31 protein-coding genes and 11 pseudogenes are annotated in these 25,959 nt (G+C 67.9%); 16 read left to right on the forward strand and 26 right to left on the reverse strand.

Going from position 1 to position 25,959, the window contains the following annotated elements; genetic code table 11:
• Nucleotides 1-427: 427 nt before the first annotated feature.
• The 3 genes and pseudogenes from ACHMWU_RS21350 to ACHMWU_RS21360 form a co-directional block, all read left to right on the forward strand.
• Nucleotides 428-793: pseudogene (locus ACHMWU_RS21350) on the forward strand (cytochrome P450); the annotation flags it as partial.
• A 136-nt stretch (nt 794-929) separates the two neighbouring features.
• On the forward strand, nt 930-1,835 hold the full coding sequence (locus ACHMWU_RS21355) for a hypothetical protein (RefSeq protein ID WP_396047063.1): 906 nt from the start codon (nt 930-932) through the stop codon (nt 1,833-1,835).
• Entirely contained in the window at nt 1,805-2,059 is a 255-nt protein-coding gene (locus ACHMWU_RS21360) for a 2Fe-2S iron-sulfur cluster-binding protein (RefSeq protein WP_396049149.1), read from the forward strand. Before ACHMWU_RS21355 ends, ACHMWU_RS21360 begins: the two co-directional genes overlap by 31 nt.
• A gap of 104 nt (nt 2,060-2,163) precedes the next feature.
• Here ACHMWU_RS21360 and ACHMWU_RS21365 read toward each other — a convergent pair.
• The 9 genes and pseudogenes from ACHMWU_RS21365 to mftA all read right to left on the reverse strand — a co-directional run.
• Nucleotides 2,164-3,625, reverse strand: a pseudogene (locus ACHMWU_RS21365) (GMC family oxidoreductase); the annotation flags it as partial.
• Nucleotides 3,626-3,676: 51 nt separating this feature from the next.
• On the reverse strand, nt 3,677-4,975 hold the full coding sequence (gene mftF / locus ACHMWU_RS21370) for a mycofactocin biosynthesis glycosyltransferase MftF (protein ID WP_396049150.1): 1,299 nt from the start codon (nt 4,973-4,975) through the stop codon (nt 3,677-3,679).
• A gap of 166 nt (nt 4,976-5,141) precedes the next feature.
• Nucleotides 5,142-5,225 (reverse strand): annotated as a pseudogene (locus ACHMWU_RS21375) (mycofactocin biosynthesis peptidyl-dipeptidase MftE); the annotation flags it as partial.
• 184 nt (nt 5,226-5,409) lie between these two features.
• A complete protein-coding gene (locus ACHMWU_RS21380) occupies nt 5,410-5,574 on the reverse strand; it encodes a hypothetical protein (RefSeq protein ID WP_396047065.1) in 165 nt (54 codons plus the stop codon).
• Between the two features lie 114 nt (nt 5,575-5,688).
• The gene (gene mftD / locus ACHMWU_RS21385) at nt 5,689-6,909 is read right to left on the reverse strand and encodes a pre-mycofactocin synthase MftD (protein WP_396049151.1); all 1,221 of its coding nucleotides are present in this window, start codon (nt 6,907-6,909) and stop codon (nt 5,689-5,691) included.
• 12 nt (nt 6,910-6,921) lie between these two features.
• A complete protein-coding gene (locus tag ACHMWU_RS21390) occupies nt 6,922-7,524 on the reverse strand; it encodes an SPASM domain-containing protein (RefSeq protein WP_396049152.1) in 603 nt (200 codons plus the stop codon).
• Nucleotides 7,446-8,072 carry a mycofactocin radical SAM maturase gene (gene mftC, locus ACHMWU_RS21395; RefSeq protein ID WP_396049153.1) on the reverse strand — a complete coding sequence of 209 codons (627 nt, stop codon included), beginning with the start codon at nt 8,070-8,072 and terminating at the stop codon, nt 7,446-7,448. Before mftC ends, ACHMWU_RS21390 begins: the two co-directional genes overlap by 79 nt.
• A 122-nt stretch (nt 8,073-8,194) precedes the next feature.
• Nucleotides 8,195-8,467 carry a mycofactocin biosynthesis chaperone MftB gene (mftB, locus tag ACHMWU_RS21400; protein WP_396047067.1) on the reverse strand — a complete coding sequence of 91 codons (273 nt, stop codon included), beginning with the start codon at nt 8,465-8,467 and terminating at the stop codon, nt 8,195-8,197.
• An 11-nt stretch (nt 8,468-8,478) separates the two neighbouring features.
• Nucleotides 8,479-8,583, reverse strand: a complete 105-nt coding sequence (gene mftA, locus ACHMWU_RS21405; protein WP_396047070.1) for a mycofactocin precursor MftA — start codon at nt 8,581-8,583, stop codon at nt 8,479-8,481.
• A 150-nt stretch (nt 8,584-8,733) separates the two neighbouring features.
• Here mftA and ACHMWU_RS21410 point away from each other — a divergent pair.
• A pseudogene (locus ACHMWU_RS21410) lies at nt 8,734-9,126 on the forward strand (TetR family transcriptional regulator); the annotation flags it as partial.
• Nucleotides 9,127-9,172: 46 nt separating this feature from the next.
• Nucleotides 9,173-9,457 carry a hypothetical protein gene (locus ACHMWU_RS21415; RefSeq protein WP_396049154.1) on the forward strand — a complete coding sequence of 95 codons (285 nt, stop codon included), beginning with the start codon at nt 9,173-9,175 and terminating at the stop codon, nt 9,455-9,457.
• Here ACHMWU_RS21415 and ACHMWU_RS21420 read toward each other — a convergent pair.
• Nucleotides 9,427-9,711 (reverse strand): hypothetical protein, encoded by a 285-nt coding sequence (locus ACHMWU_RS21420; RefSeq protein WP_396047072.1) that lies wholly within the window; start codon nt 9,709-9,711, stop codon nt 9,427-9,429. The two genes, ACHMWU_RS21415 and ACHMWU_RS21420, sit on opposite strands and share 31 nt — an antisense overlap.
• A gap of 125 nt (nt 9,712-9,836) precedes the next feature.
• Here ACHMWU_RS21420 and ACHMWU_RS21425 point away from each other — a divergent pair.
• The 4 genes and pseudogenes from ACHMWU_RS21425 to ACHMWU_RS21440 all read left to right on the forward strand — a co-directional run.
• Nucleotides 9,837-10,115 (forward strand): annotated as a pseudogene (locus ACHMWU_RS21425) (FAD-dependent oxidoreductase); the annotation flags it as partial.
• A gap of 109 nt (nt 10,116-10,224) precedes the next feature.
• On the forward strand, nt 10,225-10,482 hold the full coding sequence (locus tag ACHMWU_RS21430; protein ID WP_396049155.1) for an FAD-dependent oxidoreductase: 258 nt from the start codon (nt 10,225-10,227) through the stop codon (nt 10,480-10,482).
• A pseudogene (locus ACHMWU_RS21435) lies at nt 10,479-10,595 on the forward strand (hypothetical protein); the annotation flags it as partial. The gene ACHMWU_RS21430 and the pseudogene ACHMWU_RS21435, both read left to right, overlap by 4 nt.
• 247 nt (nt 10,596-10,842) lie before the next feature.
• Nucleotides 10,843-11,079, forward strand: a complete 237-nt coding sequence (locus ACHMWU_RS21440) for an oxidoreductase C-terminal domain-containing protein (RefSeq protein ID WP_396049156.1) — start codon at nt 10,843-10,845, stop codon at nt 11,077-11,079.
• On the opposite strand, the pseudogene ACHMWU_RS21445 reads toward ACHMWU_RS21440, so the two are convergent.
• Together ACHMWU_RS21445 and ACHMWU_RS21450 are read right to left on the reverse strand one after the other, a co-directional pair.
• A pseudogene (locus ACHMWU_RS21445) lies at nt 11,040-11,474 on the reverse strand (pyridoxamine 5'-phosphate oxidase family protein); the annotation flags it as partial. The gene ACHMWU_RS21440 and the pseudogene ACHMWU_RS21445 overlap by 40 nt on opposite strands.
• A 64-nt stretch (nt 11,475-11,538) precedes the next feature.
• Nucleotides 11,539-11,757, reverse strand: coding sequence for a hypothetical protein (locus tag ACHMWU_RS21450; RefSeq protein ID WP_396047074.1), 219 nt, complete (start codon nt 11,755-11,757; stop codon nt 11,539-11,541).
• Between the two features lie 235 nt (nt 11,758-11,992).
• Between ACHMWU_RS21450 and ACHMWU_RS21455 the strand changes: the two genes are divergently transcribed.
• The 3 genes and pseudogenes from ACHMWU_RS21455 to ACHMWU_RS21465 all read left to right on the forward strand — a co-directional run bounded on the left by ACHMWU_RS21455 (nt 11,993) and on the right by ACHMWU_RS21465 (nt 13,087).
• On the forward strand, nt 11,993-12,154 hold the full coding sequence (locus ACHMWU_RS21455) for a hypothetical protein (protein WP_396047076.1): 162 nt from the start codon (nt 11,993-11,995) through the stop codon (nt 12,152-12,154).
• A 233-nt stretch (nt 12,155-12,387) separates the two neighbouring features.
• Nucleotides 12,388-12,896, forward strand: a pseudogene (locus tag ACHMWU_RS21460) (iron-containing redox enzyme family protein).
• Complete coding sequence (locus tag ACHMWU_RS21465; protein WP_396047079.1) at nt 12,893-13,087, forward strand: CDGSH iron-sulfur domain-containing protein; 195 nt, start codon at nt 12,893-12,895, stop codon at nt 13,085-13,087. Before ACHMWU_RS21460 ends, ACHMWU_RS21465 begins: the two are co-directional and overlap by 4 nt.
• Here the strand turns inward: ACHMWU_RS21465 and ACHMWU_RS21470 are convergent.
• The 6 genes from ACHMWU_RS21470 to ACHMWU_RS21495 form a co-directional block, all read right to left on the reverse strand.
• On the reverse strand, nt 13,084-13,563 hold the full coding sequence (locus ACHMWU_RS21470) for a methyltransferase (protein ID WP_396047081.1): 480 nt from the start codon (nt 13,561-13,563) through the stop codon (nt 13,084-13,086). The genes ACHMWU_RS21465 and ACHMWU_RS21470 overlap by 4 nt on opposite strands.
• A 145-nt stretch (nt 13,564-13,708) precedes the next feature.
• Complete coding sequence (locus ACHMWU_RS21475; RefSeq protein WP_396047083.1) at nt 13,709-14,317, reverse strand: hypothetical protein; 609 nt, start codon at nt 14,315-14,317, stop codon at nt 13,709-13,711.
• Between the two features lie 21 nt (nt 14,318-14,338).
• On the reverse strand, nt 14,339-14,887 hold the full coding sequence (locus ACHMWU_RS21480; protein WP_396047085.1) for an alcohol dehydrogenase catalytic domain-containing protein: 549 nt from the start codon (nt 14,885-14,887) through the stop codon (nt 14,339-14,341).
• A gap of 281 nt (nt 14,888-15,168) precedes the next feature.
• Nucleotides 15,169-15,453, reverse strand: a complete 285-nt coding sequence (locus ACHMWU_RS21485; protein WP_396047087.1) for a hypothetical protein — start codon at nt 15,451-15,453, stop codon at nt 15,169-15,171.
• Nucleotides 15,450-15,758: a hypothetical protein gene (locus ACHMWU_RS21490; protein WP_396047089.1), complete on the reverse strand. Its 309-nt coding sequence runs from the start codon at nt 15,756-15,758 to the stop codon at nt 15,450-15,452. Before ACHMWU_RS21490 ends, ACHMWU_RS21485 begins: the two co-directional genes overlap by 4 nt.
• Nucleotides 15,759-16,658: 900 nt before the next feature.
• Complete coding sequence (locus tag ACHMWU_RS21495; protein WP_396047091.1) at nt 16,659-17,090, reverse strand: Abi-alpha family protein; 432 nt, start codon at nt 17,088-17,090, stop codon at nt 16,659-16,661.
• Nucleotides 17,091-17,404: 314 nt separating this feature from the next.
• On the opposite strand from ACHMWU_RS21495, the gene ACHMWU_RS21500 reads away from it, so the two are divergent.
• Nucleotides 17,405-17,566 carry a GPGG-motif small membrane protein gene (locus ACHMWU_RS21500; RefSeq protein WP_396047093.1) on the forward strand — a complete coding sequence of 54 codons (162 nt, stop codon included), beginning with the start codon at nt 17,405-17,407 and terminating at the stop codon, nt 17,564-17,566.
• Nucleotides 17,567-18,284: 718 nt separating this feature from the next.
• On the opposite strand, the gene ACHMWU_RS21505 is transcribed toward ACHMWU_RS21500, so the two are convergent.
• The gene (locus ACHMWU_RS21505; RefSeq protein WP_396047095.1) at nt 18,285-18,506 is read right to left on the reverse strand and encodes a hypothetical protein; all 222 of its coding nucleotides are present in this window, start codon (nt 18,504-18,506) and stop codon (nt 18,285-18,287) included.
• A gap of 98 nt (nt 18,507-18,604) precedes the next feature.
• Here ACHMWU_RS21505 and ACHMWU_RS21510 point away from each other — a divergent pair, with 98 nt between their 5' ends.
• From ACHMWU_RS21510 to ACHMWU_RS21520, 3 genes and pseudogenes are all read left to right on the forward strand, one after another.
• On the forward strand, nt 18,605-19,735 hold the full coding sequence (locus ACHMWU_RS21510) for an NAD(P)H-dependent flavin oxidoreductase (protein ID WP_396047097.1): 1,131 nt from the start codon (nt 18,605-18,607) through the stop codon (nt 19,733-19,735).
• Nucleotides 19,736-19,836: 101 nt separating this feature from the next.
• Nucleotides 19,837-20,062: pseudogene (locus ACHMWU_RS21515) on the forward strand (aldo/keto reductase); the annotation flags it as partial.
• A gap of 246 nt (nt 20,063-20,308) precedes the next feature.
• Nucleotides 20,309-20,725 (forward strand): aldo/keto reductase, encoded by a 417-nt coding sequence (locus ACHMWU_RS21520; protein WP_396049157.1) that lies wholly within the window; start codon nt 20,309-20,311, stop codon nt 20,723-20,725.
• A 9-nt stretch (nt 20,726-20,734) separates the two neighbouring features.
• On the opposite strand, the gene ACHMWU_RS21525 is transcribed toward ACHMWU_RS21520, so the two are convergent.
• From ACHMWU_RS21525 to ACHMWU_RS21555, 7 genes and pseudogenes are all read right to left on the reverse strand, one after another.
• Complete coding sequence (locus tag ACHMWU_RS21525) at nt 20,735-21,589, reverse strand: ABC transporter ATP-binding protein (RefSeq protein ID WP_396047099.1); 855 nt, start codon at nt 21,587-21,589, stop codon at nt 20,735-20,737.
• A 4-nt stretch (nt 21,590-21,593) separates the two neighbouring features.
• Nucleotides 21,594-21,848: an iron chelate uptake ABC transporter family permease subunit gene (locus tag ACHMWU_RS21530; RefSeq protein WP_396049158.1), complete on the reverse strand. Its 255-nt coding sequence runs from the start codon at nt 21,846-21,848 to the stop codon at nt 21,594-21,596.
• A 79-nt stretch (nt 21,849-21,927) separates the two neighbouring features.
• Nucleotides 21,928-22,647: pseudogene (locus ACHMWU_RS21535) on the reverse strand (FecCD family ABC transporter permease); the annotation flags it as partial.
• Nucleotides 22,644-23,455, reverse strand: a pseudogene (locus tag ACHMWU_RS21540) (iron chelate uptake ABC transporter family permease subunit). The pseudogenes ACHMWU_RS21540 and ACHMWU_RS21535, both read right to left, overlap by 4 nt.
• Entirely contained in the window at nt 23,379-23,711 is a 333-nt protein-coding gene (locus ACHMWU_RS21545) for a hypothetical protein (protein WP_396047101.1), read from the reverse strand. Before ACHMWU_RS21545 ends, ACHMWU_RS21540 begins: the two are co-directional and overlap by 77 nt.
• Nucleotides 23,708-24,715, reverse strand: a complete 1,008-nt coding sequence (locus ACHMWU_RS21550) for an ABC transporter substrate-binding protein (RefSeq protein WP_396047103.1) — start codon at nt 24,713-24,715, stop codon at nt 23,708-23,710. Before ACHMWU_RS21550 ends, ACHMWU_RS21545 begins: the two co-directional genes overlap by 4 nt.
• Nucleotides 24,716-24,916: 201 nt before the next feature.
• Complete coding sequence (locus ACHMWU_RS21555) at nt 24,917-25,708, reverse strand: helix-turn-helix domain-containing protein (RefSeq protein WP_396049159.1); 792 nt, start codon at nt 25,706-25,708, stop codon at nt 24,917-24,919.
• Between the last annotated feature and the right edge of the window lie 251 nt (nt 25,709-25,959).

A 25,959-nucleotide genomic window follows, 5' to 3' on the forward strand; every position in this document is an offset into this window, starting at 1 on the left:
CCGACATCGCGCGTATCGCCCGCGACGACAGCACGTTCTCGTCGGCGCGCAGCAATCACGGCGGCCGCGGCGTCGAGATCGTCATCCCGAAGGGGGCACGGCCTCGAGCAGTTCCCGATCGAGCTGGACCCGCCGCAGTCGGGTCGACTACCGCGAGCTGATCAATCCCCTGCTCACGGCCGAAGCCGTCGACGAGTGCTCCCCATGATCGCCCGGCACGCCACCCGGATCGTGGACGAGCTTCATCGAGCTCGGCTCGTGCGACTTCGTCCGCGACCTGACCAATCCGCTCCCGGCAGCGGTCACCCTCGACTGGCTGGGCTTCCCGGAGGCCGAATGGGCGCAGCTCGCCGGCCCCATCCACGACATCTTCGCCGCCGAGTCCGGCAGCGAACGGGCCGTGCGGGGAGCCGCCGGGCTCGCGTACATGGACGATCGCATCCGCGAGCTGATCCGCGCACGACGCGCGCAGCCTCAGGACGACGCGGTCAGCACGCTCGTGCAGGGCCGCCGCAAGGACGGCAGCGACTTCGAGGAGGACGGCGTCTCGGTCATCGGGCTGCTGATCGCCGGCGGGGTCGACACGACGACCTCGCTGACCGGGTGGACCTTGGTCCACCTCTCCCGCCACGACGAGCACCGGCGGAGGCTGATCGAGTCACCCGACCTGCTCGACAGCGCGACCGACGAGTTCTTGCGCGCCGCCGCGCCGTCCCAGTCGATGGCGCGCACCGTCACGACCGACACCACGGTCGGCGGCTGTCCCGTCCGCGCCGGCGAGCGGATCCTCATCCCCTGGGTCGCGGCCAACTACGATCCCGAGGTCTTTCCCGAGCCGCAGCAAATCGAGCTCGACCGCGATGCGAGCCGCCACCTGAGCTTCGGCATCGGCTCCCCACCGCTGCGCCGGAGCACATCTGGCCCGCGCGATGTTCCGCGAGATGATGAGCCAGGTGCTGACCCGGCTGCCCGACTACCGGGTCATCGACGATGGCCTGGTGGCCTATCCGACCAGCGGAAACCAGGCGGGCTTCGACGCGATACCGGCGATCTTCACCCCCGGCCGGCGCTCCGCGGGAGGCCTCGCAGAACGGGACCGACCCGTGCTGCCGCGACAGCTGGTGATCTCGGCCGCGACGCCGCTGTCGGGCGACGTGCTGGGCATCAGTCTGCGCAGCGAGGACGGCTCTGCCCTCCCAGTGTGGCGGCCCGGCGCACATGTCGAGCGCCGCTCCCCTCAGGCCGCCTGCGTCAGTACTCGTTGTGCGGAGATCCTGACAACCCCCGCGAGTGGCAGATCGGCGTGCTGCGGGAACCCGCAGGACGGGGCGGATCGCAGGAGCCCACGAGCCGCCGCACCCGGCACGAGGCTGACCCTGCGCGGTCTTCGCAACCACTTCGGCCTGGTCGACGCCGCACGCTATCTCTTCATCGCCGGCGGGATCGGCGTGACGCCGATCCTCGCGATGGCGCGAGATGCGGCCGACCGCGGCATCGAGTTCACGGTGTCGTACGGAGGCCGCAGCCGATCGACCATGGCGTTCGTCGACGAGCTCTCGCACGTGGCCGGCGACCGGCTGACCCTCCTGCCGCAGGACGAGGTCGGTCTGCCGGACCTGGCGGCGCTGCTGGCCTCGGTCGACCCCGACACAGCGGTCTACGCGTGCGGTCCGGCAGCGATGCTGACGGCCCTCCGCGAGCAGGCCGACGTCCTCGGCATGGCCGACCAGCGCACGTCGAGCACTTCACGTCCCACGACGACCTCGACGTCGACGTCGATCCGGCAGCGAACACCGAGTTCGAGGTGCAGCTCGCGCGCACCGGGACGACCGTGACGGTGCCGCGGGACAGACGACTCATCGAAGCACTCAAGGACGTGCTTCCGGGTCTGTCGTACGACTGCGAGAAGGGGTACTGCGGAGCGTGCGAGACGCGTGTGCTCGCTGGCACGCCGGAGCATCGCGACTCGATCCTGTCTGAGGACGAGCGCGCGGCGGGCCGCAGCATGATGATCTGCGTCGGACGGTGCACGTCCGAACGGCTGGTCCTCGACCTGTGACCTCGTCGCTCGCGGTCAGGCCAGGAGCAGCTCGGCGGCGAGCAACCGACGGCCATGACCGGTGCCGCCGTGTTTCCGGACAGCTGGAACGGGAGCACCGACGCATCGGTCACCCGGAGGCCGTCGACTCCTCTGGCCTTCAACGATGCGTCGACCACGTCATCGTCGTTCGGACCCATCGCGCACGAGCCGACGGCGTGGTAGATCCCGCCGCCGGAGATCCGCGCATGGTCGACGACCTGGTCCGGGGTCGTCACCGCAGGCCCCGGGAACACCTCCCGGTCGACCAGGTCGGCCAGCGGCGATGCTGCGACGACCTGCCGCGCGTGGTCGAGGATCGCACCGGTCGTGCGTCGTTCGGCCTCGTGCTCCAGGAAGCGGGGCGTGATGATCGGCGGGGAGCCCGGTTCGGCACCACCGAGGTGGATGCTGCTGGTGCTGGTCGGCCGCAGCGCGTAGCCCGTGAACAGCAGTCCAGAGTAGGGCGCCAGCCGCAGGTCGTCTGCGGTCTCGTCGAGAGCCATGGGCACCCACACCCCCTGCACGTCGGGTCGGGAGGTGGCCGGTGTGGAGCGGAAGGCGCTGACGATGTCGTAGCCGCTCGTGGCGACCGGGCCGCGGCGCGTCGCCAGGTACCGCGCCCCTTCTCGCACCTGTCCGCGCCGGGTGTCGAGCCGTTCGGTCGCACCCAGGCGGTCGCGGAACCGCACCTGCAGGCTCACGGCGCGCTGCTCGATGATCCGCTCCCCCACGTTCGGGCTCTCGACGACGGGGCGGACCCCGGAGTCGCGCAGCACGTCGGGGCGGCCGATCCCAGAACGTTCGAGCAGCAACGGGCTCTCGATCGCGCCGGCCGAGATGATGACCTCGCGCCGGGCATGCACGGTCACGACCCCGCCCGCGATGCTCCACGACGACCCCGGCAGCTCGGGTCCTGTCGAGCAGGACACGGTCGGCGCGGGCGCCGGTCATGACGGACAGCCGCGGCGGTCGCGGACGCAGGAAGGCTGCTGCGCTGACCCGTCGTCCGGCCCGGATCGTCGCAGGGGTGAAGCCGATCCGTTCGTCGTCGTCGGCATTGAAGTCGGCGACTCGCCGGAGCCCGCGACCGGCCGCGGCCGTGAACAGCGCATCCGTGACATCGTCGTGATCGGCCGGGATCGTCACGCCGAGCCGCTCCTCGACGTGCCGGTACGCCCTCGTGAACTCGGTCGAGCCCCATCCGACGTTGCCCGCGTCGCGCAGAGCCTCGAAGTCGGCGGCGGCGCCCCGGACGTACATCATGCCGTTGACCAGCGTCGATCCGCCGAGCCCGCGGCCCCGGACCCACGTCTCGGGCGAACCGCCCGCCACCGGCAGCGTCACGTAGTGATCGGTGTACTTCTTGGATCGAAGCGTGAAGTAGAAGGCCCGCGGCACCGCGAGCAACGGGCTGCGAGCCGGACCACCGTGCTCGACCAGCAGCACCGTTCCGCCCGACTCGGCTGCGAGCCGACCCGCGACGACGCATCCGGCGGCGCCGGCGCCCACGACGATGTAGTCGTACGTCGTCGGCGAGGCCGTCATGTCCGTACCCGAGGAGACACCCAACGGGGCAGCAGGCAGCGCACCGAACCTTCACGAGCAGCGCCGCGCCACACGCCCCATCCGTAGGCCATGTCGTCGGCCCGGCGGGCGAGCCCGAAGCGGAGCAGGTCGCTGCCGGTCGGACGAGCGGTGAGCCGCGACCACGTCGAGGGCTCCCGCCACCAGCAGCGCGCGCCGACCACGTCGCGAAGCCACGGCCAGCACGAGGGAGGCGGGCCACCAGTGCCGCAGCACCAGCCCCGAGGTCTGGCGCAGCATCGTGCCGCCGGTCGCGACGACCACGGCACGTCGTCGCCGCGCCGGGAGATCACCGAGCGCGGCTCCGGTGTCACGCACGAAGAAGCCGGCTGCGACCGCAGCGGCCGCAAGGGACCATCGACGCTGCAGCAGCAGACCGATCGACACCGTCGCCACCGGCAACGTCATGACGGCCGGTGCAGCCCGGTCGCCGTGGCGGCGAGCCAGTGGTGCGGCACTCGTCCCGTAGAAGACCTTGCGGCCCAGCCAGCCCGTCACCGTCCGGCGCGCGTCATGGTGCGCCGTGACCTCGGCGATGTAGCGGACCCGATGCCCGTCCGCCTGCAAGCGCCACACCAGGTCGACGTCCTCGCCGCTGCGCAGGCTCGGATCGAATCCCGCACCCAAGGCGTCGACCCGCCCGACGAGGCAGGCGCTCGGCACGTACGTCACGGGCGACCACGGGCGAACCGTCGCGGGCCGCGGGCCGAGGTCGAGGGAGCCGGACGACGCCTCGTAGCGCTCGAACCACCGGGCTCCCGACCGGGTGCGGACGCGCGGCGCAGCAGCAGCGAGCCGCGGGTCGGCGAAGTGGCGGCCGAGGGCAGCGAGCGACTCGACCGACACCTCGACGTCGGAGTCGACGAAGGCCACCAGGGGCGTCGTGACCTGCTTGAGTCCCACGTCCCGAGCGGCCGCAGGCCCCAGGTTGTGGTCGAGCCTGATCAGCATCGCCCCATGGCGGTAGGCGACGTCGGCCACCGCACCGGCTTCGGCTGAGGCGTCGTCGACCACGATGCACGGCAGGTGTGGAACCAGCACCGTCAGCAGACGTTCGACTCCCGAGGCATTGTCCTTGACCGGGATGACGACCGTGATGTGAGCAGCAGGACCATCGGGCAGCACGGGATCGGCCAGGTCGAGGTCGAGCAACCGGTCGGCGAGCAGCGCCGAGGTGCGGGAGTCGACCATGACGGTGCGGTCGACGATCAGCTGCCGGGCGACGGGCGACAGCCGCAGGACCCTCGTCCCGGCGACCAGGGACCGGTCCGAGGTCGACCTCGTCGTGCAGCCGCACGACGAACCCGTCAGGCAGCAACGCGCAACATCCCGTGCACGTCGGTCGTGCCGCGCTCGATCCGCTGCACGATGTCGTGCACCATGGTCGCGAGCACCTCGGCGCCGTGACCGGCCGAGGCTCCGCCGGGTCGCCGAGGACCCCGTTGACCGAGACGGCGCCGACCCCGCCCGCCATCAGCTGCGGCAGGATCTCGGTCAGCGGACGCGTGTCTCCCGGCTCCGCTCGATCGAGCCGGACCGATGCTGGCCGCAGGTGCAGCATCAGCGAGGTCTCGGTGAAGCCCGCGTGCAGGTCGACGTCCTCGGTCGCACACGGCACCCAGCCCGACGTCGTGCTGCTCGGCGGTCATCTGGAACACCGCCTTGGAGATCGCGGCGACGTTTCCTCGTGGGCGTTGACGAACACGATGCGCCCGGCCCAGGTCGACATCGAGCGCACCGCTCGATCACGAACAGCTGCAGCGCCTCGGTGCCGATCGGCTCGTGCCGGCGAACGACTGGTGCTCGCCGCTGGAGCCGTACGAGACGGGCGGCGCGACCAGCACGTCCCTGCCACCGACTGTCCCGTCCAGCGCAGTGGCGACCGCATCGGCCACTGCCACCGCGATCACGGTGTCGGTGTCGAGCGGCAGGTGCGGACCATGCTGCTCGATCGACCCGACCCGGGACCAGGACGAATGGCCTGCCGTCCAGCTCCGGCCAGGTCTGATCTGACAGCAGGTGACTCATCGTTGCGCCGGGACTCCGAGAGCGCGGGTGAACCCGTCGGGGATCACCAGGTGCTCGGGCGTGACCTCGTCGATCGACGACACCCCCATGCCGAGCAGCGCGGAGTCGATGCCGCTGCGCAGGACGTCGAGGACGTTCTCGACACCGGTCTGGCCGTTCGCGGCGAGCCCCCACAGGTAGGCCCGACCGATCATGACGGCGCGAGCACCCAGCGCGACGGCCTTCACGACGTCGGAGCCGCGGCGGATCCCGCCGTCGAGCACGACCTCGATCTGGTCGCCGACGGCGTTGCTGATCGGCTGCAGCATCCGGATCGGCGCGGGGGTGCTGTCGAGGTTGTTGCCGCCGTGGTTGGACACCGAGATCGCCGTGACGCCCGCGTCGACGGCGCGCAGGGCGTCATCGATGCGGCAGACGCCCTTGAGCATGAACGGTCGTCCGCCCGAGATCTGCTGCCACTGCTCGCGCATCCACTCCACGTCGTCCCACGACGGAGGTGTCGTCGTCATCCACTCGTAGTAGGCGCCGAAGAACGTCGGCCCCTTCTGCTCGCCCGGCGCCGCCAGGTTGGGGGCGGTCAGATCGGGCAGGTCGCGGGCGAAGGACGCGAGCCAGCGCGGCTTGCGGATGACCTGCGGGGCGAACTTGACCGCCGTCTTGAAGTCGACCTTCTCGGGGATCTCGGGACTGCCCCAGTCGCGGCCCATCGAGAACGACCAGTCGAGCGTCGCGATGAGGCCGACCGCACCGGCGTCATGGGCGCGCTGCATGCGCTGCACCATGACATCGCGGTCACCGGTCCAGTACATCTGGAAGAACGTCGCCGGATTGGCCTCGACGACCTCTTCGACCGCGCGGCTCGCGAAGTTGCTGAGGCCGATGACGGTGCCCCGCGCGGCGGACGCGCGAGCCACGGCGACCTCACCGTCGGGGTGGACGGCCTGCACACCGGTCGGCGACATGATGACCGGCAGCGAGATCTGCTGGCCCATGACCGTCGTGGCCATCTCGCGCTTGGCCTGGTGGCCGGCGACGTGCGGTGCGAAACCGAGCTCCATGAAGGCGGCTTCGTTGTCGGCCATCGACTGGCCGCGCTCGGAGCCGGCGACCAGGGCCCCGTAGACGGGGGCGGGCAGCCGCTTCTTGGCGCGCTGCTGCGCCACCGCGACCGACTCGAACCAGGGGTTCTGGGCCCAGGGGTTCCACTTGCTGATCAGGTGTTCTCGTTTCTAGAGGACGAAGCCGGCCAACGGGTTCTCGGCGCAGGCCGAGACCGGTGGCGCTTCGAGGTCACTGCGCCGACTGAGCGTCAGCATGACCGGTTGATTTCGGGTGGGGTTCTTCTTGGAGTGGTCCTGGCTCTGCGCTGGAATGACCCGGTCGCCGGCTGCCAGTGCGGCCTCGCCGTAGCCCTGCACGCACTCGGGATCTGGTCCGTCCATCGGCAGGCCCGTGAAGAACTTGGCGGCCATGCAGCCGCCGCGGCACGCGTCGAAGAACTGGCACGACGTGCACGCGCCGATGTCTGCGGTGACCGGGAGCTCGGTGAAGAGCTCGGAGCGCTGCCACACGGTCTCGAACCCACCATCGGCCAAGATGTTGCCGGCCAAGAAGTTGTCATGGATGGCGAACGGGCACGCGTACACGTCGCCGATCGGATCGATCAGGCACACGACCCGCCCGGCGCCGCACAGGTTGAGGCCCGGCAGTGCTGTGTCGCCGAGGCCTGCGAGGTGGAAGAACGAGTCACCGGTCAGGACGTTCTCGCCATGCGCGACGAGCCAGTCGTACAGAGTCTTCTGCTGCTCGGGCAGCGGGTGCAGCCGTCCCAGACGTCGGCACCGCGGCCCGAGGGACGCAGCCGGGTCAGGCGCAGCGTCGCACCGTACTGATCGGCGATGGCCTTGAACTCGTCGAGCTGGCCGATGTTCTGGCGCGTGCAGACGACCGAGATCTTGGCATCCTTGAACCCGGCGTCCTGCAGGTTCTTCAGGGCCATGATCGCGGTGTCGTACGAACCGGGACCGCGCACGTAGTCGTTGACCTCGGCGGTCGCACCGTCGAGCGAGATCTGCACGTCGACGTAGTCGGTGCTCGCCAGGAACCGGGCACGTTCGGCGTTGAGCCGCACGCCGTTGGTCGAGAACTTGACGCCGACGTCGTGTGCGACGGCGTAGTCGAGCAGCTCCCAGAAGTCGGGGCGGATCGTCGGTTCGCCGCCGCCGATGTTGACGTAGAAGACCTGCATGCGCTGCAGCTCGTCGATGACGGCCTTGCACTGCTCGGTGGTCAGCGCGCGGGGTCGGCGACGGCCCGACGACGAGAGGCAGTGTGCGCACTCGAGGTTGCAGGCGTAGGTCAGCTCCCACGTCAGGCAGATGGGGGCGTCGAGTCCGAAGCTCGAACTGCTCGATGAGCGAGGCGTTCTTCGGCCGGTCGATGACCGGTCGGGTCTCGAGGATCGTCATGCTGCGTCCTTGTTCGTGGTGGCTCGCGGGCGGATCATGTCGGTGGCGGCAAGCCCCTGCAGGGCGGCGACGTAGCCGGGCCAGTCAGCTCGCGGATGCCCGCGGCCTCGAGCGCACCCCGGACATCGGGATGGCCCGAGAGGCCGCGGACGACGTCGACCAGCCGTTGCGCTTGAGGAAGGTGCGGCTCGCGGTTGCCGAAGTGGTAGGCCATGGCGCCGAAGGGCTCAGGACGCAGGGCCACCGCCGGGGACAGGTCCCAGGCTTCGTCGAGCATCGCGTTCGCGTGCGGCTGGTCGGTGGTCATGTCGAGTCGGCTCAGTAGACGCCGCACATGCCGTCGATCGAGACCTCTTCGATGAGTGCCTCGGCGGCCACGGGGGTCTCGTCGACGACGTCGGTGGTGGGTGTCGGCTCGTTCATCAGGGTCTCCTCCGGATAGCGGTGTGGATCACACAATAACCGCACTCGGTGCCATAAAGGAAGGGCTGGCCCAGATGTTGCTAGATTCCTTGACCATGGCCTCCCCTCGCACCTCCCCCGGTCGTCCCGGTCGCGACCTCCCATGCGGAGATCGAGCGTGCGGCCTTCGAGCTGTTCGCCGAGCACGGCTTCGAAGGGACCACCCTGGACGCCATCGCCACCAAGGTGGGCGTCGGTCGCCGCACCCTGTTTCGCTACTACGAGTCCAAGAACGACATCCCCTGGGGCGAGTTCGCAGCCAGCCTCGACGCGTTCCGCGAGATCCTCGCCTCGATGCCGGCCGACCTGCCCTTGGCCGATGCCGTGCATCGCGGCGTCCTGGCCTTCAACGACTACGACGCCGCAACCACGCACGTGCACCGCCAACGCATGTCGCTGATCCTGACGACCCCGACACTGCAGGCCCACTCGGTGCACCAGTACACGGAGTGGCGCCGCGTCATCGCGGAGTACGTGGCCGATCGGCTCGACATCGAACCGACCTCCCTGGTCCCGACGCGTCGCCGGTCACGTCAGCCTGGCCCTGGCGATCTCGGCCTACGAGCAGTGGCTGCTGGAGGACACGGCCGAGCTGCTGCCGCTGATCGACGAGGCGATGGCGCAGCTGCCGGGACTACCTGGCGCCATGACCCCACCGACCCCGGGTCGGTGGATCCGCAACCTCATCTGCACCCCGTCCCGCCGACGCGGTGATAATTCAACGGCATCCGGGCGATCGAGGTTGCTCAGCCACCGCGCCGGACCGATGAGGTTGCTCAGCCACCGCGCCCCTCGAGAAGTTGCTCAGGCAGGACCCTCGGACGCGATCTGGTAACGACGTACCGACGCGTCGAGCACCTCGGCCTGCTGCTCCTCGTCCGGGCCCTCGCCGCGGAACGCCGTGAGCCCTCCTCGCTGTCCCACCGCTCGTACACGTTGATCCGCCCATCCACCAGGACGTCGGCGGTGAGGCTGAAGTCGAGACAACCCGGGCGCGGCACGGGCCTGCTCGACGACCTCGCGACACCCGGCGAGGTAGGCAGGACGGTCCGACGGTTCGAGCAGCAGCCATCCAGCGACGATGATCATGGCGCGAGTCTAGGTCGAGAACTGCCGGGACGTCATCACATCAGTACGTGCAACAGCACTGACGTGATGCCGTTGTGTCCGATCAGGCGCATGATGGCAGAGATCGCACCCCCTGAGGAGCAAGCATGAGCGTGCCAGCCAGCACTGCCGGAATCGTCGTGATCGGTGCGGGACTCACCGCTGCGCACACCGTCCAGACCCTGCGCGAAGAGGGCTTCGAGGACGCCATCACCCTGATCGGCGACGAGCCCGACCGACCGTACGAACGCCCGCCGCTGTCGAAGGGCTACCTGCAGGGCGACAAGCCCGTCAACGAGCTCTTCGTCCACACCAGCACGTGGTACGACGACCACGGCGTCGAGACCTTGTTCGGTCAGGCGGCCGGATCGATCGATCGGCACGAGCGCACTATCTACCTCGACTCCGGTGAGACGGTCCGGTACGACCAGCTGCTCCTCGCGACGGGGGGCTCGTCCCCGTCCGCTCGATCTCGCGGGCGCAGATGCCGCCGGCGTGTTCACGCTGCGCAGCCTGGCCGACAGCGACCGCATCAGGACGGCGTTCGGCGAGTCGTCGAGCGTCGTCGTGATCGGCGCCGGGTGGATCGGTCTGGAGACCGCGGCGGCGGCTCGCGCCGCCGGGCTGGCCGTCACGGTGCTCGAGTCGGCGCCGCTGCCTCTGCAGCGGGTGCTGGGGAGACGAGCTCGCTGGGGTACTTCGCCGATCTGCACCGCCGCAACGGGGTCGACCTGCGGACGTCGGTCACCGTGACCGGCCTGGAGCAGACCGACGGCCGGGTCTCGGCCGTGCTGGTCGGCGACGAGTCGATCCCCGCCGACATGGTGATCGTCGGCATCGGGGTCACGCCCCGCACCGAGCTCGCCGAGGCCGCCGGGCTGTCCGTCGACGACGGGATCGTCGTCGACGAACGCCTTCGCACGCCAGCGACGAGGCGATCTTCGCCGCGGGAGACGTCGCCCGCGCGTTCAACACCGCACTCGACACGTCCCTTCGGGTCGAGCACTGGGACAACGCGATCCGCCAGGGCAAGCCGCTGCGCGGTCGATGCTCGGCCAGAAGGTCTCGTACGACTGGCAGCCCTACTTCTACACCGATCAGTTCGATCTCGGGATGGAGTACGTCGGCCGCGGCTCGGCGGACGACGACGTCGTGATCCGCGGCGACCGCGACTCAGGCGAGTTCGTCGCCTACTGGCTGCGCGACGGCGTCGTCACCGCCGCCATGAACGTCAACGTCTGGACGTCAATGACGATCTTCGCGCCCAGATCGGCTCCCCGCTGGCGGACTGACCTGCACGCTGACCGCGCTCAGAGGTCGGTGACGATCGCGCTGTCACCGCCGTCATAGGGCTCGCCGGTCACCTTGGACTTGATGAAGCTGACGACGCTCGCGACACGTCCGCCTGGGTTGTCCCAGTACTGCGCCGAGTGCACGTCGACCTTGAGCAGGATCGCGTTGGGGTCCTCAGGCCCCTCGGGCAGCCAGGCCTCGGCGAACGTCGACCACATCTCCTTGAGCAACGCGTCGTCGTCGACGACCTCGCCGACCCCGCTCAACGACACCCACGAGCTGTTCGTCGAGACCGTCACCGAGACGGACGGGTCGCGCTGCAGGTGCGCCACCTTGCGGGAGTCACGTGTCGCGATGAACCACAGCTCGACATCGAGGTCGACGTCCTGGAACGACATCGGACGACTGATCAGGACCCCGTCGTCACCAACCGTCGTGAGCATGCAGAATCTCGAGTCACGAGTCGCTCGATCAGCGTGGCGAGATGCTGTTGACGCTCAGCGTCGACGTCTGACATCAGCCGATCACCTCGGCAGCAGACACGTCCCCGTCGTTGTCGTAGATGGCCTCTGCCAGCGTGGCGACGTCGTCGGTCGACACCTCGACGGCCACCTCGTCGAATCCCTCCCGCAGCTGGGCCAGCACAGTCTCCTGGGTGGCGCCGTCCTGGTAGGCCGAGACCCGGTCCACGACGTTCTGAATGGCCACCAGCTGGTCGTCTTCGTATTCACTCATGCTGTCCGCGTACCCATCGACCCCTCGCTCCAACCGGTCGATCCCCGAGGAAAGCCCGACGCTTGAAGTACGCCGACCTGGGTACCACCACGGAGTCCTGTCGTGCACCCGGCCGGATCCCAGCACACCGCAAGGACGACCATGCACGATCACCTGACCCACCGTCCCGCCCACGCCCATCCCGCAGGGACTTCGACGTGCTGACCCCAAGGGACGCGGCTCGCTCAGCGACATCGTGTTCGGACAGATGCGGTCAGCCGAGCCGTCTTGGCGCGAGGCCCTGCGCACCCTGCCCGACAACGACCTCGACCTGCACATCTGCCTGTGGGCCCTGTACGAGCTGCACTACCGGGGCTTCGACGACGTCGACGACCACCTGGAGTGGCAGCCCAGCTGATCGAGCTCCGCCGCTCGCTGGAGACGTCATTCGAGCAGACGCTGCGCGACCGCGCGCCGGTCGCGGTGCCAGACGGTGAGTTCGCCGAGACGTTCTTCGCCTTCGTCGCAGCCCACGACGGCCCGTCGCTGGCCACGTTCATCCGCCAGGACGCCAACCGCGAGCAGGCGCTCGACCTGCTTCGGCTCCGGTCGATCTACCACCTCAAGGAGTCCGATCCGAGCTCCTGGCTCGTGCCTCGTCTGGGCAACGCCACCAAGGCGGCCCTCATGGAGCTGCAGTTCGACGAGTACGGCTGCGGCGACCCGAGCAGGCTGCACGCCGAGCTCTTCGCCGGGGCCTCGACGACTGCGGGCTGCGTCCCGAGTACGGCGCCTACATCGACGACGTGCCCGTCGAGGTGCTGGAGGAGAACGATGCGATGTCACTGTTCGGCCTCAACCGCCGACTGCGGGGTGCCGCTCTCGGCCACCTCGCAGCCTTCGAGGTGACGAGCAGCATCCCGTCGCGACGCCTCGCTCAAGGCTTCACCCGACTGGAGCTGCCAGAGTCGATGATCGGCTACTACACCGAGCACGTCGAGGCCGACGCCGTCCACGAGCAGCTGGCCGTGCGGACGATCTGCGGATCGCTCCTGGTCGACGAACCACGTCTGCGTGACGACGTCTTCTTCGGCGCCTTCACGTGCCTCGACCTCGAGGACCGATTCGCCCGCCGCATGCTCGAGGCGTGGGCAGCGTGACCGGCTCCGAGCACCCCGACGTCATCGTCTGCCCCGACGGACCGATCCTGATCCGTGGCGACCAGACGGTGCAGGACGCCGACGGCAACCTGCACCGCACGACCCGCCCGATCAGCGCGGTGTGCCGGTGCGGCAAGTCCGGGTCGCAGCCGTGGTGCGACGGCACCCACAAGGTCATCGCGAACCGTTAGCGCTCGAGCCGCACCAGGACACCACGGTCGAAGTGACGCACCTCCGCGACGCCGAGATCTGATCCCAGGTCCCGATCGAGGTACACGTCCATGGCGTCAACCTGCTCGGACGAGCCGAGCTGCAGCACCGCAGATCCCCCGATCGCCAGGTGCGCATGGATCACGGCGCATGCCGTCCTCGCCAGGTCGAGGCCGTCAGCCCCGCCGTCGATCGCGATCGTCGGATCCTGTGGGAACTGGACGATGTCCGCAGTGGGGACCCACGGAGGGTCGGCGATGATCACCGAGAAGCGTTCGTCCCACTCGAGCATCTCGTCGATCCGCCCCTGTCGCACCTCGACCCGGTCGCCCATCCCGGCGGCGGCGATGTTGTGCACCGCCAGCGTGCAGGCTGCGGGGTTGAGATCGACCATGACGAGCGATCTGCGGTTCTGCGAGACCGCGGCCAGGCCGATGTGCCGACCCCGGCGGAACACTCGAGCACCGGGCCGTCCGGCGCCTCGTGCAGCAGGTCGGCGGCCCAGGCCGACTGCGCCAAGGTCCAGGTGCGCGGTTCCAGGACCCGGTGGTCGAAGGCGATGCTCAGGCCGCCGAACTCCACGGCCTCCCGCACGACGTCCGTCACGGCTTGAACAACACCTTGATGGCACCGTCCTGCTTCTTCTGGAACATCTCGTACGCGGCCGGGGCGTCGTCCAGCGCCAGGTGATGGGTCGCGAAGGTCTCGAGCCCCAGCGGGTCCGCATCGTCCAACGCCAACGGCAGGATGTCGTCGACCCAGCGCTTGACGTTGGCCTGTCCCATCCGCAGGGTCAGCTGCTTGTCGAAGATCAGCTGCATCGAGAAGGGATCGGCCGCGCCCGCGTACACGCCGCTGATCGACACGACCCCACCTCGGCGCACCGCATGGAACGACAGGTCGAGGGCGGCCAGCCGGTCGGTGCTGGCATTGGTCATGATCGGGCGTGACAGGGCCTTGGGCAGCAGGCCGACGATCTTCTGGGCGGTCTCGGCGATCGGCGAGCCATGCGCCTCCATGCCGACCGCCTCCATGACAGCGTCGGCCCCGCGACCTGCGGTCTTGTCGCGGATCGCGGCGAGGGTGTCGCCAGCGCTCAGGTCGATGGTCTCCACGCCGAGACTGGCTGACCGCGCCAGCCGTTCGGGAACCAGGTCGACGCCGAGGACGCGGACTCCGCGCAGCAGGGGCGATCCGTGCGGCCATCTCACCGATCGGGCCGAGCCCGACGATCAGCAACGTCTCACCGGGTTGCACGCCCGAGTACTCGACGCCCTGCCAGGCGGTGGGCGCGACGTCGGACAGGTACACGAACCGCTCGTCGCTCGGCCCCTCCGGAACCTTGATCGGTCCGTAGTCGCCGTGCGGCACGCGCAGGAACTCGGCCTGCGCCCCGGCACCGCGCCGTACAGATCGGTGTAGCCGAACAGCGCAGCGCCCATGCCGTACTCGCGCACCTGCGTCGTCTCGCACTGGGTCTGCAGACCCCGCTGGCACATGAAGCACCTACCGCACGCGATCTGGAACGGGATGACGACCCGGTCGCCGATGACGAGGTCCGTGATGTCAGCTCCGCACTCGACGACCCGCCCCATCGGCTCGTGTCCCAGCACGTCGCCTTGGTGCAGGAACGGTCCGAGCGGGTCGTACAGGTGCAGGTCGGATCCGCACAGGCCCGTCGTGGTGACCTCGATGATGATGTCGTCCGGCTCGACGATCTGCGGATCGGGGACCGTCTCGACGCTGACCTTCTGCTTGCCCTGCCAGGTCAGTGCTCTCATGGGGTGCCTCTCACGATCAAGTCTCAGGGGGACTGCGCGAGTCCCGCTGGACCCGCCACCTCCCAAGTGCCCGTCGTCGCCTCGTTCAATCATTCGGTCCGGCTTCGGCCGATGCTGGTCCCTCCAATCTCGCAGAACGCCGCTGGCGTGAGGTTGAGGCTAGGGATACACGACGGCTCTCGGCGCTACTTGATTCCCTTAGGACCGCGGCCCTTTCAGGTTACGAAGTTCCTCGACCAACGGTGCAGAGCTGACGTCCACGCGGGTTACCTGACGCACGACTACCTTGTAGAGCTAGTGAGTGGACTGTTGAACTCACGCCAAGTACGCGAGTCCAGTTCCGCCTGCAGGTCAGCACCCTTGAAAATTCGCAGCACAAAGGGGACCTGGCCATCTCCATCCGCCGATCGAAGGTCGACATTCCAACTCTGAATGTCCACCTCATACTCGTACGGCATGCCTTCATCCATCGCCACCTCCCATTCGACCTTGCCCTCATTGGTGAGATCGATGAGGTCCGCGATCAACTCCGCGAAGAGTTCAGTGCCAATCGGGAGTTGTGTCATTTAGCGCCCCTATATGAATTTGTCGACAGTAAGTTCTTCCCCACGCCCGGATCGGTTTCGACAGGCGCGCTGGCTTGGGTCGAGATTGACCCGAGTATCCCACCAAGTGCGGTAGAGAGATTTGCCATCAACGCACGCGCCTCTTTGGTGACGTCTTTCACCAGGAGATTGCCGTCGACCAGGTCGCCCTTCGCGCCCGCGGCCGCTTCGCAACTCTTGGTCAGATCCAAAGCTGTCTCCTCGTATTCAGCTCCCATGGTCGACAGGATGCCCTGAACCTGGCTGGCGAGTTGATTCCACCGCACCAGGGTTCTGCGCCCGCAACACGGCTGTCGTCCTCGCGAACGGCAGTATCTCACTCTGGCTCCAAATTCTGCGACTGCGGGAGAAGCACCAGCAACTGGTTGTATCGCACACGATCTGTTGCCTTGTAGACCGTCTCCTGTGTTGCCTCCGCTACACGCTTTGTGCGTCTTCGCTGCCAGAAGGTTAGACCGAAGCCGACGATGGTCAGGACAAACCCAACAATTGCCAACCAATCTTGAAACGCGTCCACCGGCCAACCTCCTGTGAGGAAAGTACAGGATGTCACCGACGAACTTGGCGGAAACGCCGGCGTAACCAGCCATGTGCGACTCCATTCATTCCCGCGTGCCCGTATGCCGGTTCTGGTCCCTGGTATTCGCGAAAATCGGAGTCAAGGAACTTATCTCTGGATCTCGCGTGTCCCAAACTGGCTGACCTGGTGGGAAGCCATCTGTAAGTCGGAGGTTCCTGTCGTTCAACTGGCGTCGGCGCCGGTCCAGGGCGGATCTCGACATTCGATGACCTTGGACCGCCGCTCATAACCGCGAGGGCGAAGTTGCGACCGAAAGCTGTAGGCCGGAGAAAACCCTTGTCGAAGCCGATGACGGCGCCCTCGACCGCGCCCGCCTTCCGAGCGAACATCTCCGGCCTATTATCGACCCAGGTGTAGGCCCGAGGGTCAGTGGAGAAGCTGGCGAAGTCAATTTCTACCCAAGCCCAACCTGACCCAGTTGTTAACCCAGCTCTCCGAGTCAGGAATGACCCACTGACTGCCGCCGCGATATGTGTTCATCAGATTGTGCACGACCCTCGTTCGGCCCTCCCGGGTTGCAGCCTGCTCCGTAATGATGACCATCGGACACATCAAGTTCGCCAACGCGACGGCGAGCAGTTCTACCTCACTGGCGTCGAGTTGTCGGATGATCTGGGAGTACGCCGGGATGGGCCAGAGATGAAGTCCGCTTGTCGGATGCACGAGCCAAGAGGTTTAGATACATCTCCTTGAGCTCAGCCTCTTCCACCGAGTAAGCGAGTGCTTCTAGGGCAGGCATGGCGACGTTCGGCTTCGGAGTCTGAATCTCCTCGTCAGGGACGTTCTTCATTTTCTCGGTGAGATCGGCCGGGAACTCAGAGTTGAAGTAGTCACTAGACGCCCCCGCAAATCGACCAAGCGGTTGCCAGAACTTGAGAATTAGTGCTTGCTTCACCGCTTGCCGCTTCGCCACGGAGTTTGCTGCGGCCTGAAAGTGGGGAGTCTCCTTTGCGAGATCCAACAACGACTCCGCCGTCTTCGGGTCGTTCTTGATGGCCTTCGCGGCAGTCTTGGCCACCTTTGCGATTGGGACCATCTCGCCACCTGTCATGAGGCCAAGACTAGCCCGCACCACAGGCATGCTGCTGCTATAGCAGGTCCGAATCATCGAGTTTCAGATTTCCTGCGAGGTTGAGTTCATACATACCGGTATCGACTGAAACGACAAGGGCTGCCCAGAATCTGACGGCCAGACCGAGTCGAACACCGATCTGTCGTCCTTTGCCCCGGTCGAGGTTTCAGATCTGTCCGGCCGGGTACTGGGGAGGTGTCCGGCTGAGTCGCTCACGCAGCGAACACCTCGGCCGGATCTACAACAGAACAGGAGATGCCATGTCACTACTTCTATGGATCGCAGCCGTCATCCTCGTGATTGCCGGAATCGTCACCCTCATCGGTGGCAGCGTGTTGTGGGGAATCGTCCTCATCGTGCTCGGCCTTGCGGTCGGACCCGGTGGATGGAGCATCTTCAACCGCGGCGGCTCCAGAGCCTGACCGCACCCAGCACGACCCCGGCCGCTCTACGAGAGGTCGGGGTCTTCGTGCGTGTGGGTGACTGACAGGCTGGTTCCACAGTCTCGCCACCGACGTCTCGACGCCGTCGGCGTTGATCCGCTGGAAGTTCCGTCCGCCCCGCTCGAAGCTGGTCAGCACGGCCGCGGGGACGGCGGCCGGGTCGACCGGATCGCCGTGCCACCGGCAGGGCCGGACGCTTCTCAGGTCGAAGGGCGCACCAGCGGGCTCCTCACGCAGCGGGCCGTCGATCCGCCCGACGAACAGCATCGAGTCGGCACGCCGCGTCCACACGAACGAGCCGACCGCTGCGTCGGCGAACCGGCGCAGGCGGGCCTGGACGCGGTCGAGCTCCTGCGCACTCCCCTGCTCCCCGACGCCGACGACGCCCGCACGGAGGGCCCAGTCGACTGCGGCAGCAGCGTCAACAGAATCGAGGCGCGAACGCATCGGCGCCCGGAACACGTCGGCACGGCTAGCACTGTCAGGCCCCGTCGGCCGGTCCGTGCTTCGTGGTGCCGACGCCCTGGACTGCGTCGGCGTTCCTTCATCTCCGCCTCGTACACGTGCTGCCTGCCCTCGATCAGGGCGTCCCGAACCGTCTGCTCGTGGTCACGGAACGGTTGGTAGTACGTGGCGTCGTACTCCTCGACCACCTGGAACGACCACCGTCCCTCCGAGGATGTTGCGGCCGACCAGGTCAGTCTCGATTGCGTCGGCGTGGGTGTCGTGACCGGCCGCCCGAAGCGGCTGACTGCCTCGCCGAGCATGAGGTCTGCCGTGCCGCACCGACGGTGGAAGGCGTACAGCAGGCCCCACGGGCCTCCTCCACGACCTCCAACGCCTCGCTCACCTTGCCGAGCGCCTCGACCGTGGCGTCGCCGACCCCGTCGGGACGGGCGTGGGAATCAGGTGTGCTCATCTGTCCTCCGTCGGTCGCATGGTTCCCGTGCGGTACCCGATCCGGGGCCGGCTATTCCCGCGGGTGCGGGCTGTCATGCCACGGATATCGTGGACTCCATGGCGCACGCATCCTCGGGGCCGGACCTGTTGACCGAGCTCGGGATCACCCTTCCGGTGCTTGCCGCACCCATGGCCGGTGGAGCGACGACTCCTGCCCTGGTCATCGCGGCCGGACGTTCGGGAGGCCTCGGGCTCCTCGCCGCCGGATACAAGGACGTCGCCGCCCTGGCCGACCAGGTGCAGGCGGTGCGCGCCGCAGCGGTCCCGTTCGGCGTGAACCTCTTCGCCCCGAACCCCGACCCGATCTCGCTCGAGGACTACCGGGCCTATGCGCGCGAGCTCCAGCCCGAGGCGGACGACTACCAGCTCTCCCTCGACCTGATCGCCCTGCGGGAGGACGACGACTCCTGGCACGAGAAGGTCGACCTGCTGCTGGCCGATCCCGTGCCGGTCGTCAGCTTCACCTTCGGCCTACCGAGCGACGACGTCGTCGCGGCGTTCAAGAAGGCTGGCACCCTCACGGTCCAGACCGTGACCTCGGCGCACGAGGCGCGGCGCGCAGCCGAGGCCGGCGTCGATGCGCTCGCGGTGCAGGCATCGGCCGCCGGCGGGCACTCGGGCACCCTGACCCCGTCCATCATCCCGCCCGAGCGGCCGCTGCCAGACCTGCTCGATGAGATCGCCGTAGCGGTGTCGATCCCGCTCATCGGAGCAGGCGGCATCAGCCGACCCCGGGACGTGACCGACGCTCTGGCTGCCGGCGCGCAGGCCGTGTCTGTTGGGACTGCGCTGCTTCGATCCGACGAGAGCGGCGCATCGGCCGTCCACCAGGCAGCACTCGTCGATCCGGCCCGCGCCGCGACTGTCGTGACCCGCGCCTTCACCGGGCGTCCAGCCCGTGCGCTGCGCAACCGCTTCACCGACACCTACTCCGGCACCACCCCGAGCGGCTATCCCGCCATCCACCACCTGACGAGTCCCCTGCGCAAGGCCGCCGTCGATGCCGGTGACGTCGAGCGAGCCCACCTGTGGGCTGCGGACCGGGCATGCCGAGGCCAGCGCAGAACCCGTCAGACAGATCCTGGCCCGTCTCGCCTCCCAGGCGTGAACGGCCTGGTGCGACAGGACCGTTGTTCGGCACGTGCCACCATGAATCACCCCCTGACGAAGGAGCCCGCCCCCTCATGAACACCCGCCTGCTCGGACCTGCCGCCCTCCAGACGTCCGCCCTCGGACTCGGCTGCATGGGCATGACCATGAGCTTCGGCCCGCGTCCGCCGCGCGACGAGATGATCTCCTTCATCCGCGAGGCCGTCGACCGCGGTGTCACCCTGTTCGACACTGCCGAGGTCTACGGACCGTTCCACAACGAAGCAGCTCGTCGGCGAGGCGCTGCAACCGGTCCGCGACGACGTCGTCATCGCGACCAAGTTCGGTTTCGTGTTCGACGCCGACGGCCAGCAGACCGGCGTGAGCAGCCGTCCGGCCGACATCCGCGCGGCCGTCGACGGTTCGCTGCGCCGGCTCCGCACCGACACCATCGACCTGCTGTTCCAGCACCGGGTCGACCCCCCACGTACCGATCGAGGACGTCGCCGGCACGGTCAAGGAGCTCCATCGCCGACGGCAAGGTCCGCCACTTCGGCCTGTCGGAGGCTGGCGTCGACAACATCCGCCGCGCGCACGTCGTCCAGCCGGTCACGGCCCTGCAGAGCGAGTACTCGTTGTTCTCGGCGCGAGCCCGAGGAGGCGATCCTGCCGGTGCTGGACGAGCTCGGCATCGGCTTCGTCCCGTTCAGCCCGCTCGGGCGCGGATTCCTGACCGGTCAGGTCACCGCCGACAGCACGTTCGGCGAGAACGACATCCGTGCGAACCTTCCGCGGTTCACCCCCGAGGCGCTGGCCAAGAACTTCGCCCTCGTCGACGCCGTCAAGCAGGTTGCGGCGCGCACGGGCGCAACACCGGGACAGATCGCCTTGGCCTGGCTCCTGGCGCAGCGCGAGTGGATGGTGCCGATTCCCGGCACCCGCCGCATCTCCCGGCTCGACGAGAACCTCGGCGCCACCGAAATCGAGCTCAGCGGCGACGATCTCGCCGAGCTCGACCGGGCGTCGGCGGCGGTCGACCTGACGGGCGACCGCTATCCCGAGGCGATGCAGCGCATGATTGATCGCTGAGCGTTCTCGTCAGGGTTCCTCGCTGGCCATGTACGGCACGACCAAGGGTCCCCCGGTGATCGGATCAGCGATCACGACCGAGTCGATGCCGAACACGTCGGAGACGGTCTGCACCGTCACCACCTCCTCGGGCGGTCCCTCGGCCACGACCTGACCGTCCTTCATCGCGATGAGGTGGGTGGCGTACCGAGCTGCATGGTTCAGGTCGTGAAGCACGGCCACCAGCGTGTGTCCGTCGGCGTGCAACCCGCGGAAGAGCTCCATGAGCTCGATCTGGTGGGCGATGTCGAGGAAGGTCGTGGGTTCGTCGAGCAGCAGGAGCGGGGTCTGCTGCGCCAGCACCATCGCGACCCAGACCCGTTGCCGCTGCCCGCCGGAGAGCTCGTCGACCAGGCGCGCGGACAAGTCGGTCAGGTGGGTCGCCTCCAGCGCCTCCGCCACGGCGATCTCGTCCTGGGCCGACCACTGCTGGAGCAGCTTCTGGTGCGGATAGCGTCCGCGTCCGACCAGGTCTGCGACCGAGATGCCGTCTGGTGAGATCGAGGTCTGCGGCAGCAGGCCGATACGCCGGGCGACCTCCTTGGCCCGGTACTGCGAGATCTCCTTGCCATCGAGGAGCACGGATCCCTCCCTGGGCGGCAGGAGACGCGACAGCGCCCGCAGCAGGGTCGACTTGCCGCAGGCATTGGGGCCGATGATGACGGTGAACGAGCCCGGCGGGATGTTGACGCTGAGCTCTTCGGAGATGATGCGCTTGTCGTAACCGATCGTGACCCGTTCGGCGCGCAGGTCCGTGGAGTCTGCGAGGACGGCTGGGGGCTTGGTCAGGGTGTGCACGACTGCACCTTCCAGGTAGGGGTCCATGAGGTCACCGCTTCCGGTACTCGCCGACGAGGAGCCAGAGCAGGTAGCTGCCACCGATCGAGACCGTGATGATGCCGACCGGCAGCTGGATGCCGATCGAGATGACGTCCGCGCCGGCCAGCAGCAGGGCACCGACGACGCCGGCAGGGATCAGGCCGATGCCCGGCGCACCCGTGATCCGACGAGCGATCTGTGGTGCGGCGAGGGCGATGAACGAGATGGGGCCGGCCGCGGCAGTCACCAGAGCGGTCAGCGCCACGCCGACGACGACCGCTCCCCAGCCGAAGCGGCTCGGTGCGCAGGCCCAACGCCTTCGCGGCGTCGTCGCCCATCTCGAGCTGCCGCATGCCCGGCCCAAGCATCAAGGTCAGCGGCACGAGGAGTGCCAAGATCGCGAACATCGGCCAGAACTGGTCGAAGCCGAGTCCGTTGAGCGACCCGGCCCCCCACGCCGCCGCGACCATCGCATCGGGCAGATCGGCCTTCAGCATCAGGTAGGAGTTGACCGAGCCGAGGACCGCACTGACACCGATGCCCATGATGATCAGCCGGAATCCTTCGACTCCGCCGCGGTAGGACAACCCGTAGACCAGTGCGGCCGTCAGGATCCCGCCGATCAGCGCACCGGCCGCGATGTCGCGATAGCCGACGCTTCCGGCGACCAGCATCACGAACAGGGCACCGGTGTAGGAGCCCGCCGAGAAGCCGATGATGTCGGGACTGCCCAAGGGGTTGCGGGTCAACGACTGGAAGAGGGCGCCGCTCATTCCCAGCGCCACGCCGCAGAACACGGCGAACAGCAGGCGAGGCAGCCGCCATTCGACGACCAGCATCTGCGTGCGCTGGTCACCGCGTCCGACCAACGCGGAGAAGACGTCGCGGATCGGGGTCGGCGATGCCCCTGTCGACAAGGTGTAGAGCCCGACCGCGACCACCAGGCCCAGGACGACGAGCCCGACGACAGCTGCTCGACGGTCGACGCGCAGCGAGATCGCGGGGCGCGCCCAGTGCAACGTCCACTGACGGCGGCCGTTGTCGACGGTCCGGGACCCCGTCACAGCCCGCTCACCGACTGGCGACGGGCGAGCAGGATCAGGATCGGGGCACCGACGACAGCCGTGACGAGCCCCACTCGAAGCTCGCCGCTGGGCAGGATGATCCTCCCGAGGATGTCGGCTGCCAGGAGCAGGACCGGCGACACGACCAGGGTGTAGGCGAAGATCCAGCGCTGGTCGGGGCCGACGAACCACCGCACGATGTGCGGCACCATGAGCCCGATGAACCCGATCGGCCCCGCGAGGGCCGTCGCACCGCCCGCGAGCAACGTGACGGCCAGGACGACCAGCACCCGGGTGCTCGCCACGCTGGCACCCAGCGAGCGTCCGACGTCATCGCCCATCGCCAGGGCGTTGAGAGGCTTGGCCACGACGAACGCCACCACGACACCCACGAAGAGGATGGGGGTGATCACCGCGATGATGTCCCACGACCGGCCGCCGATCGATCCGGCGCCCCAGAACCGCATGCTGTCGAACGCGGAAGGATTCTTCAGGCTGATGCCAGAGGCGATGCCGCCGAGCACAGCACTCATCGCGACACCGGCCAGCGTCATGCGCACCGGTGTCGCTGCGCCCCTGCCGACTGATCCGATGAGGTAGACCAGCACCGTCACGGCCGCCGCACCCAGCAGGGCGAACCACACGTAGGCGCCGACCGAGGTCAGGCCGAGGACGCCGACCGCGATGGTGACGAAGAAGCCGGCCCCCGCGTTGACGCCGAGGATGCCGGGTCAGCGAGCGGATTGCGGGTGAATGCCTGGATGAGCGCGCCGGAGAGCCCGAGAGCCGGGCCGACGACGAGGCCCACGACCGTCCGAGGAATCCGCAGCTCCCCAGATGATGAGGTGCTCGGTCGACCCGTCGGAGCCTGACAGAGCGCCCAGGACGGTGCCTGCCGAGAGTCCCCGCGCACCGATCATGATGCTGGCGATCGCGGTGAGCACCAGGACACCCACCGCGATCGCCAGCCCCGTCGTGCGCAGGGTCCGAGTCCTGACCAGCCCACGGTGGGCCTCCGAGCTCACCTGCTGCGGAGGCCGGACGGCCTCCGCCCGAATGCTCATGGACGCGCGATGACTTCCGTCAGCTGCGGCACGAGCTGATCGATCGTCCACGGGATGCTGAGCACGCTGACGTGCATCGTCGCCGAGGTGAGCCGATCATCGGTGAACCACAGGTCCTTGCCCTTCTTGATGGGCTCCCACTGAGCGAACAGCGCATTGCCGACGCTGCGGTCGATGTCGGCCTGCTCGCCGGCCCAACCGATGTAGATGTCGGCGTTGACGGTGTCGAGTTCTTCCAGGCTCACTCCGAACGTGAACGAGCCGCTCTTGTCCTTCTTCGCACCAGCGAGGACGTCCGGCGCGATGGTCAGACCGAGGTCCGAGACGAGCTTGACCCGCGGATCGGCGGGACTGTAGACGGCCGTCTGGGTTTCCCCTTCACGCATGTAGGTGCCGAAGATGAAGCTCACGTCCTTGAACTCGGGGTGGTCGACGGCGACCTGTGCCGTGGTTGCCTCGGCCTGCTTGATGAGCTCGGCGGCGCGTGCCGGACGTCCGAGCGCCTGTCCGACGCTGGTCGTCATGTTCTGCCACGAGCTGGGCTGCCACGGCTTGTAGTCGAAGGGCACCGTCGGCGCGATCTCGCTGAGCCGCTCGTAGTCCTCCTGGGAGAAGCCGGAGTATGGCGCCAAGATCACGTCGGGCGCGAGCTCGAGGATGTGCTCGAAGTCGACCTCCCCCGTCTCGGAGAAGAACACGTCGGTCTTGGGCGGAGTGTCGACCAGTGCGTCCAGGGCCTTGCGGGTCCACGGCAGGTAGCCCTCCTTGTCGCCACCGAAGTCCTGGGCAGCGATCGAGGTCGGCACGACTCCCAGCGCGAGGGCCGTGTCGGTGGACTCTGCATCCATCGTCAGGATCCGCTGAGGTTCGGACTTGATCGTGGTCTCGCCGAGCGCGTGCTTGATCGTGACGGGGAAGGCACCCTTCTCCGCCTGGCCGGCCGAGCTCGACGAATCGTCGGACTCGCTGTCGGACCCTTGGGAGCATGCGGTCAACGCGAGCATGGCGACGATCGCGAGGGCCGTGAGCCCCCGCTTTCGCTCGTGAGTCCGAGATGAAAGCAGACGCGTGCGGGACATGGTGCTCCTGTGGTCAAGTGCGGAAAGATGCGTAACCGGTGCCGCAGTAAGGGCAGGGTTACCTAAGGTTCAGCCTAGGACCGGGTGCTGCCGATGTGCGGACAGCCGATATCGCATTCGGGACATTCATGAACCGTCGCGAACGTCTCCTGGCGTGCAGCCCACCACGGTGCGAAATGCCGCCACGAAAGCGCTCGTCGTGCCGTAGCCGACGCGACGTCCGACCATGCTGACGCTCATGCCAGTGGCGAGCAGGCCGAGCGCAGAACGCATCCGCACCAACCTGCGCCACTGGGCGAAGCTTATCCCCAGATCGGCCGAGAACGTCCGGGTGATGGTGCGCGAGCTGAGGTTCAGCCTGCCTGCCCACTGCTCGAGCGAACGGTCGTCGGAGGGATCGTTCAGGACGCTGTCGACCAGCGACCGCAGGCGCGGGTCTTGCGGGACCGGCACGTCGAGGTCGAACGACCTCGCCAAGCTCAGCATGTCGATGCACACCTGCTGGGCGCGGAGCCTCTCGTCCTGAGGCATGTCGGTCGCGGCCAGGTGGACCAGCAGCTGCTGGACGGCCGGGTTGACCTTTACCGCGACCGGTCGATCCCACCCTCGCGTCCAGGACTCCGGCGAGAAGAACGTCGCCCGGAAGGCGACATTGCTCTCGACCTGGCCCTCGTGCACGACGCCGCGGGGAATCCACAGCCCCATGCCCGGCGGCACCGTCCACAGGCGATCATCGGCCAGCATCGTGACGACGCCGCGCTCGCACCAGAGCAGCTCGTGCTCGTCGTGGGTGTGGGGCTGCCAGCGCGTCTTCTCCTCGGTGTCGAACACACCCGTGGTGAGCAGGAAGTCGTCGGGGACCGCTCGCGGCACCTCTGCTTGGTCGAGCACCAGATCGTCGAGCCCCGACGTAGCCATCAGCGTCACAGCACAACCTCCAGAAATTCTGTAAGGCTTACCTTAGTTGATGGCGTTGTGCTGCCATGGCCGGGCTGTCGCGGCCAGCTGTCTCAAACCCGATACGAGTTGTCCACTGGCGTCCTTGTGGCCCCACGAGAACCCTCCCTAGGCTCCGGGACATGCCCTCCGAACCGGCCGCTCCGATCGTTCCCACGACGTCTGGGCAGGCGCTGCTCCACGGCTCGTTCCGCGAGGGACGAGGTCGTCAG

Origin of the sequence: Aeromicrobium sp. UC242_57 (assembly GCF_044452305.1) — a bacterium.
GTDB lineage: Bacteria > Actinomycetota > Actinomycetes > Propionibacteriales > Nocardioidaceae > Aeromicrobium.

Bases quoted from the DNA above. Each gene is read 5' to 3' on its own strand.
- ACHMWU_RS21485 (WP_396047087.1), bottom strand. From the start codon at position 15,453: ATGACACAACTCCCGATTGGCACTGAACTCTTCGCGGAGTTGATCGCG.
- ACHMWU_RS21500 (WP_396047093.1), top strand. From the start codon at position 17,405: ATGTCACTACTTCTATGGATCGCAGCCGTCATCCTCGTGATTGCCGGA.
- ACHMWU_RS21555 (WP_396049159.1), bottom strand. From the start codon at position 25,708: ATGGCTACGTCGGGGCTCGACGATCTGGTGCTCGACCAAGCAGAGGTG.
- ACHMWU_RS21525 (WP_396047099.1), bottom strand. From the start codon at position 21,589: ATGGACCCCTACCTGGAAGGTGCAGTCGTGCACACCCTGACCAAGCCC.
- ACHMWU_RS21550 (WP_396047103.1), bottom strand. From the start codon at position 24,715: ATGCTCGCGTTGACCGCATGCTCCCAAGGGTCCGACAGCGAGTCCGAC.
- mftB (WP_396047067.1), bottom strand. From the start codon at position 8,467: ATGACCACCGACCAGCCGCACGCGAACGCGATGCTCGACGAAGCCTGG.
- ACHMWU_RS21510 (WP_396047097.1), top strand. From the start codon at position 18,605: ATGGCGCACGCATCCTCGGGGCCGGACCTGTTGACCGAGCTCGGGATC.
- ACHMWU_RS21545 (WP_396047101.1), bottom strand. From the start codon at position 23,711: ATGAGCATTCGGGCGGAGGCCGTCCGGCCTCCGCAGCAGGTGAGCTCG.
- ACHMWU_RS21505 (WP_396047095.1), bottom strand. From the start codon at position 18,506: ATGAGCACACCTGATTCCCACGCCCGTCCCGACGGGGTCGGCGACGCC.
- ACHMWU_RS21440 (WP_396049156.1), top strand. From the start codon at position 10,843: ATGGAGTACGTCGGCCGCGGCTCGGCGGACGACGACGTCGTGATCCGC.
- ACHMWU_RS21450 (WP_396047074.1), bottom strand. From the start codon at position 11,757: ATGAGTGAATACGAAGACGACCAGCTGGTGGCCATTCAGAACGTCGTG.
- ACHMWU_RS21420 (WP_396047072.1), bottom strand. From the start codon at position 9,711: ATGATCATCGTCGCTGGATGGCTGCTGCTCGAACCGTCGGACCGTCCT.
- ACHMWU_RS21355 (WP_396047063.1), top strand. From the start codon at position 930: ATGTTCCGCGAGATGATGAGCCAGGTGCTGACCCGGCTGCCCGACTAC.
- ACHMWU_RS21480 (WP_396047085.1), bottom strand. From the start codon at position 14,887: ATGAGAGCACTGACCTGGCAGGGCAAGCAGAAGGTCAGCGTCGAGACG.
- mftA (WP_396047070.1), bottom strand. From the start codon at position 8,583: ATGAACGAGCCGACACCCACCACCGACGTCGTCGACGAGACCCCCGTG.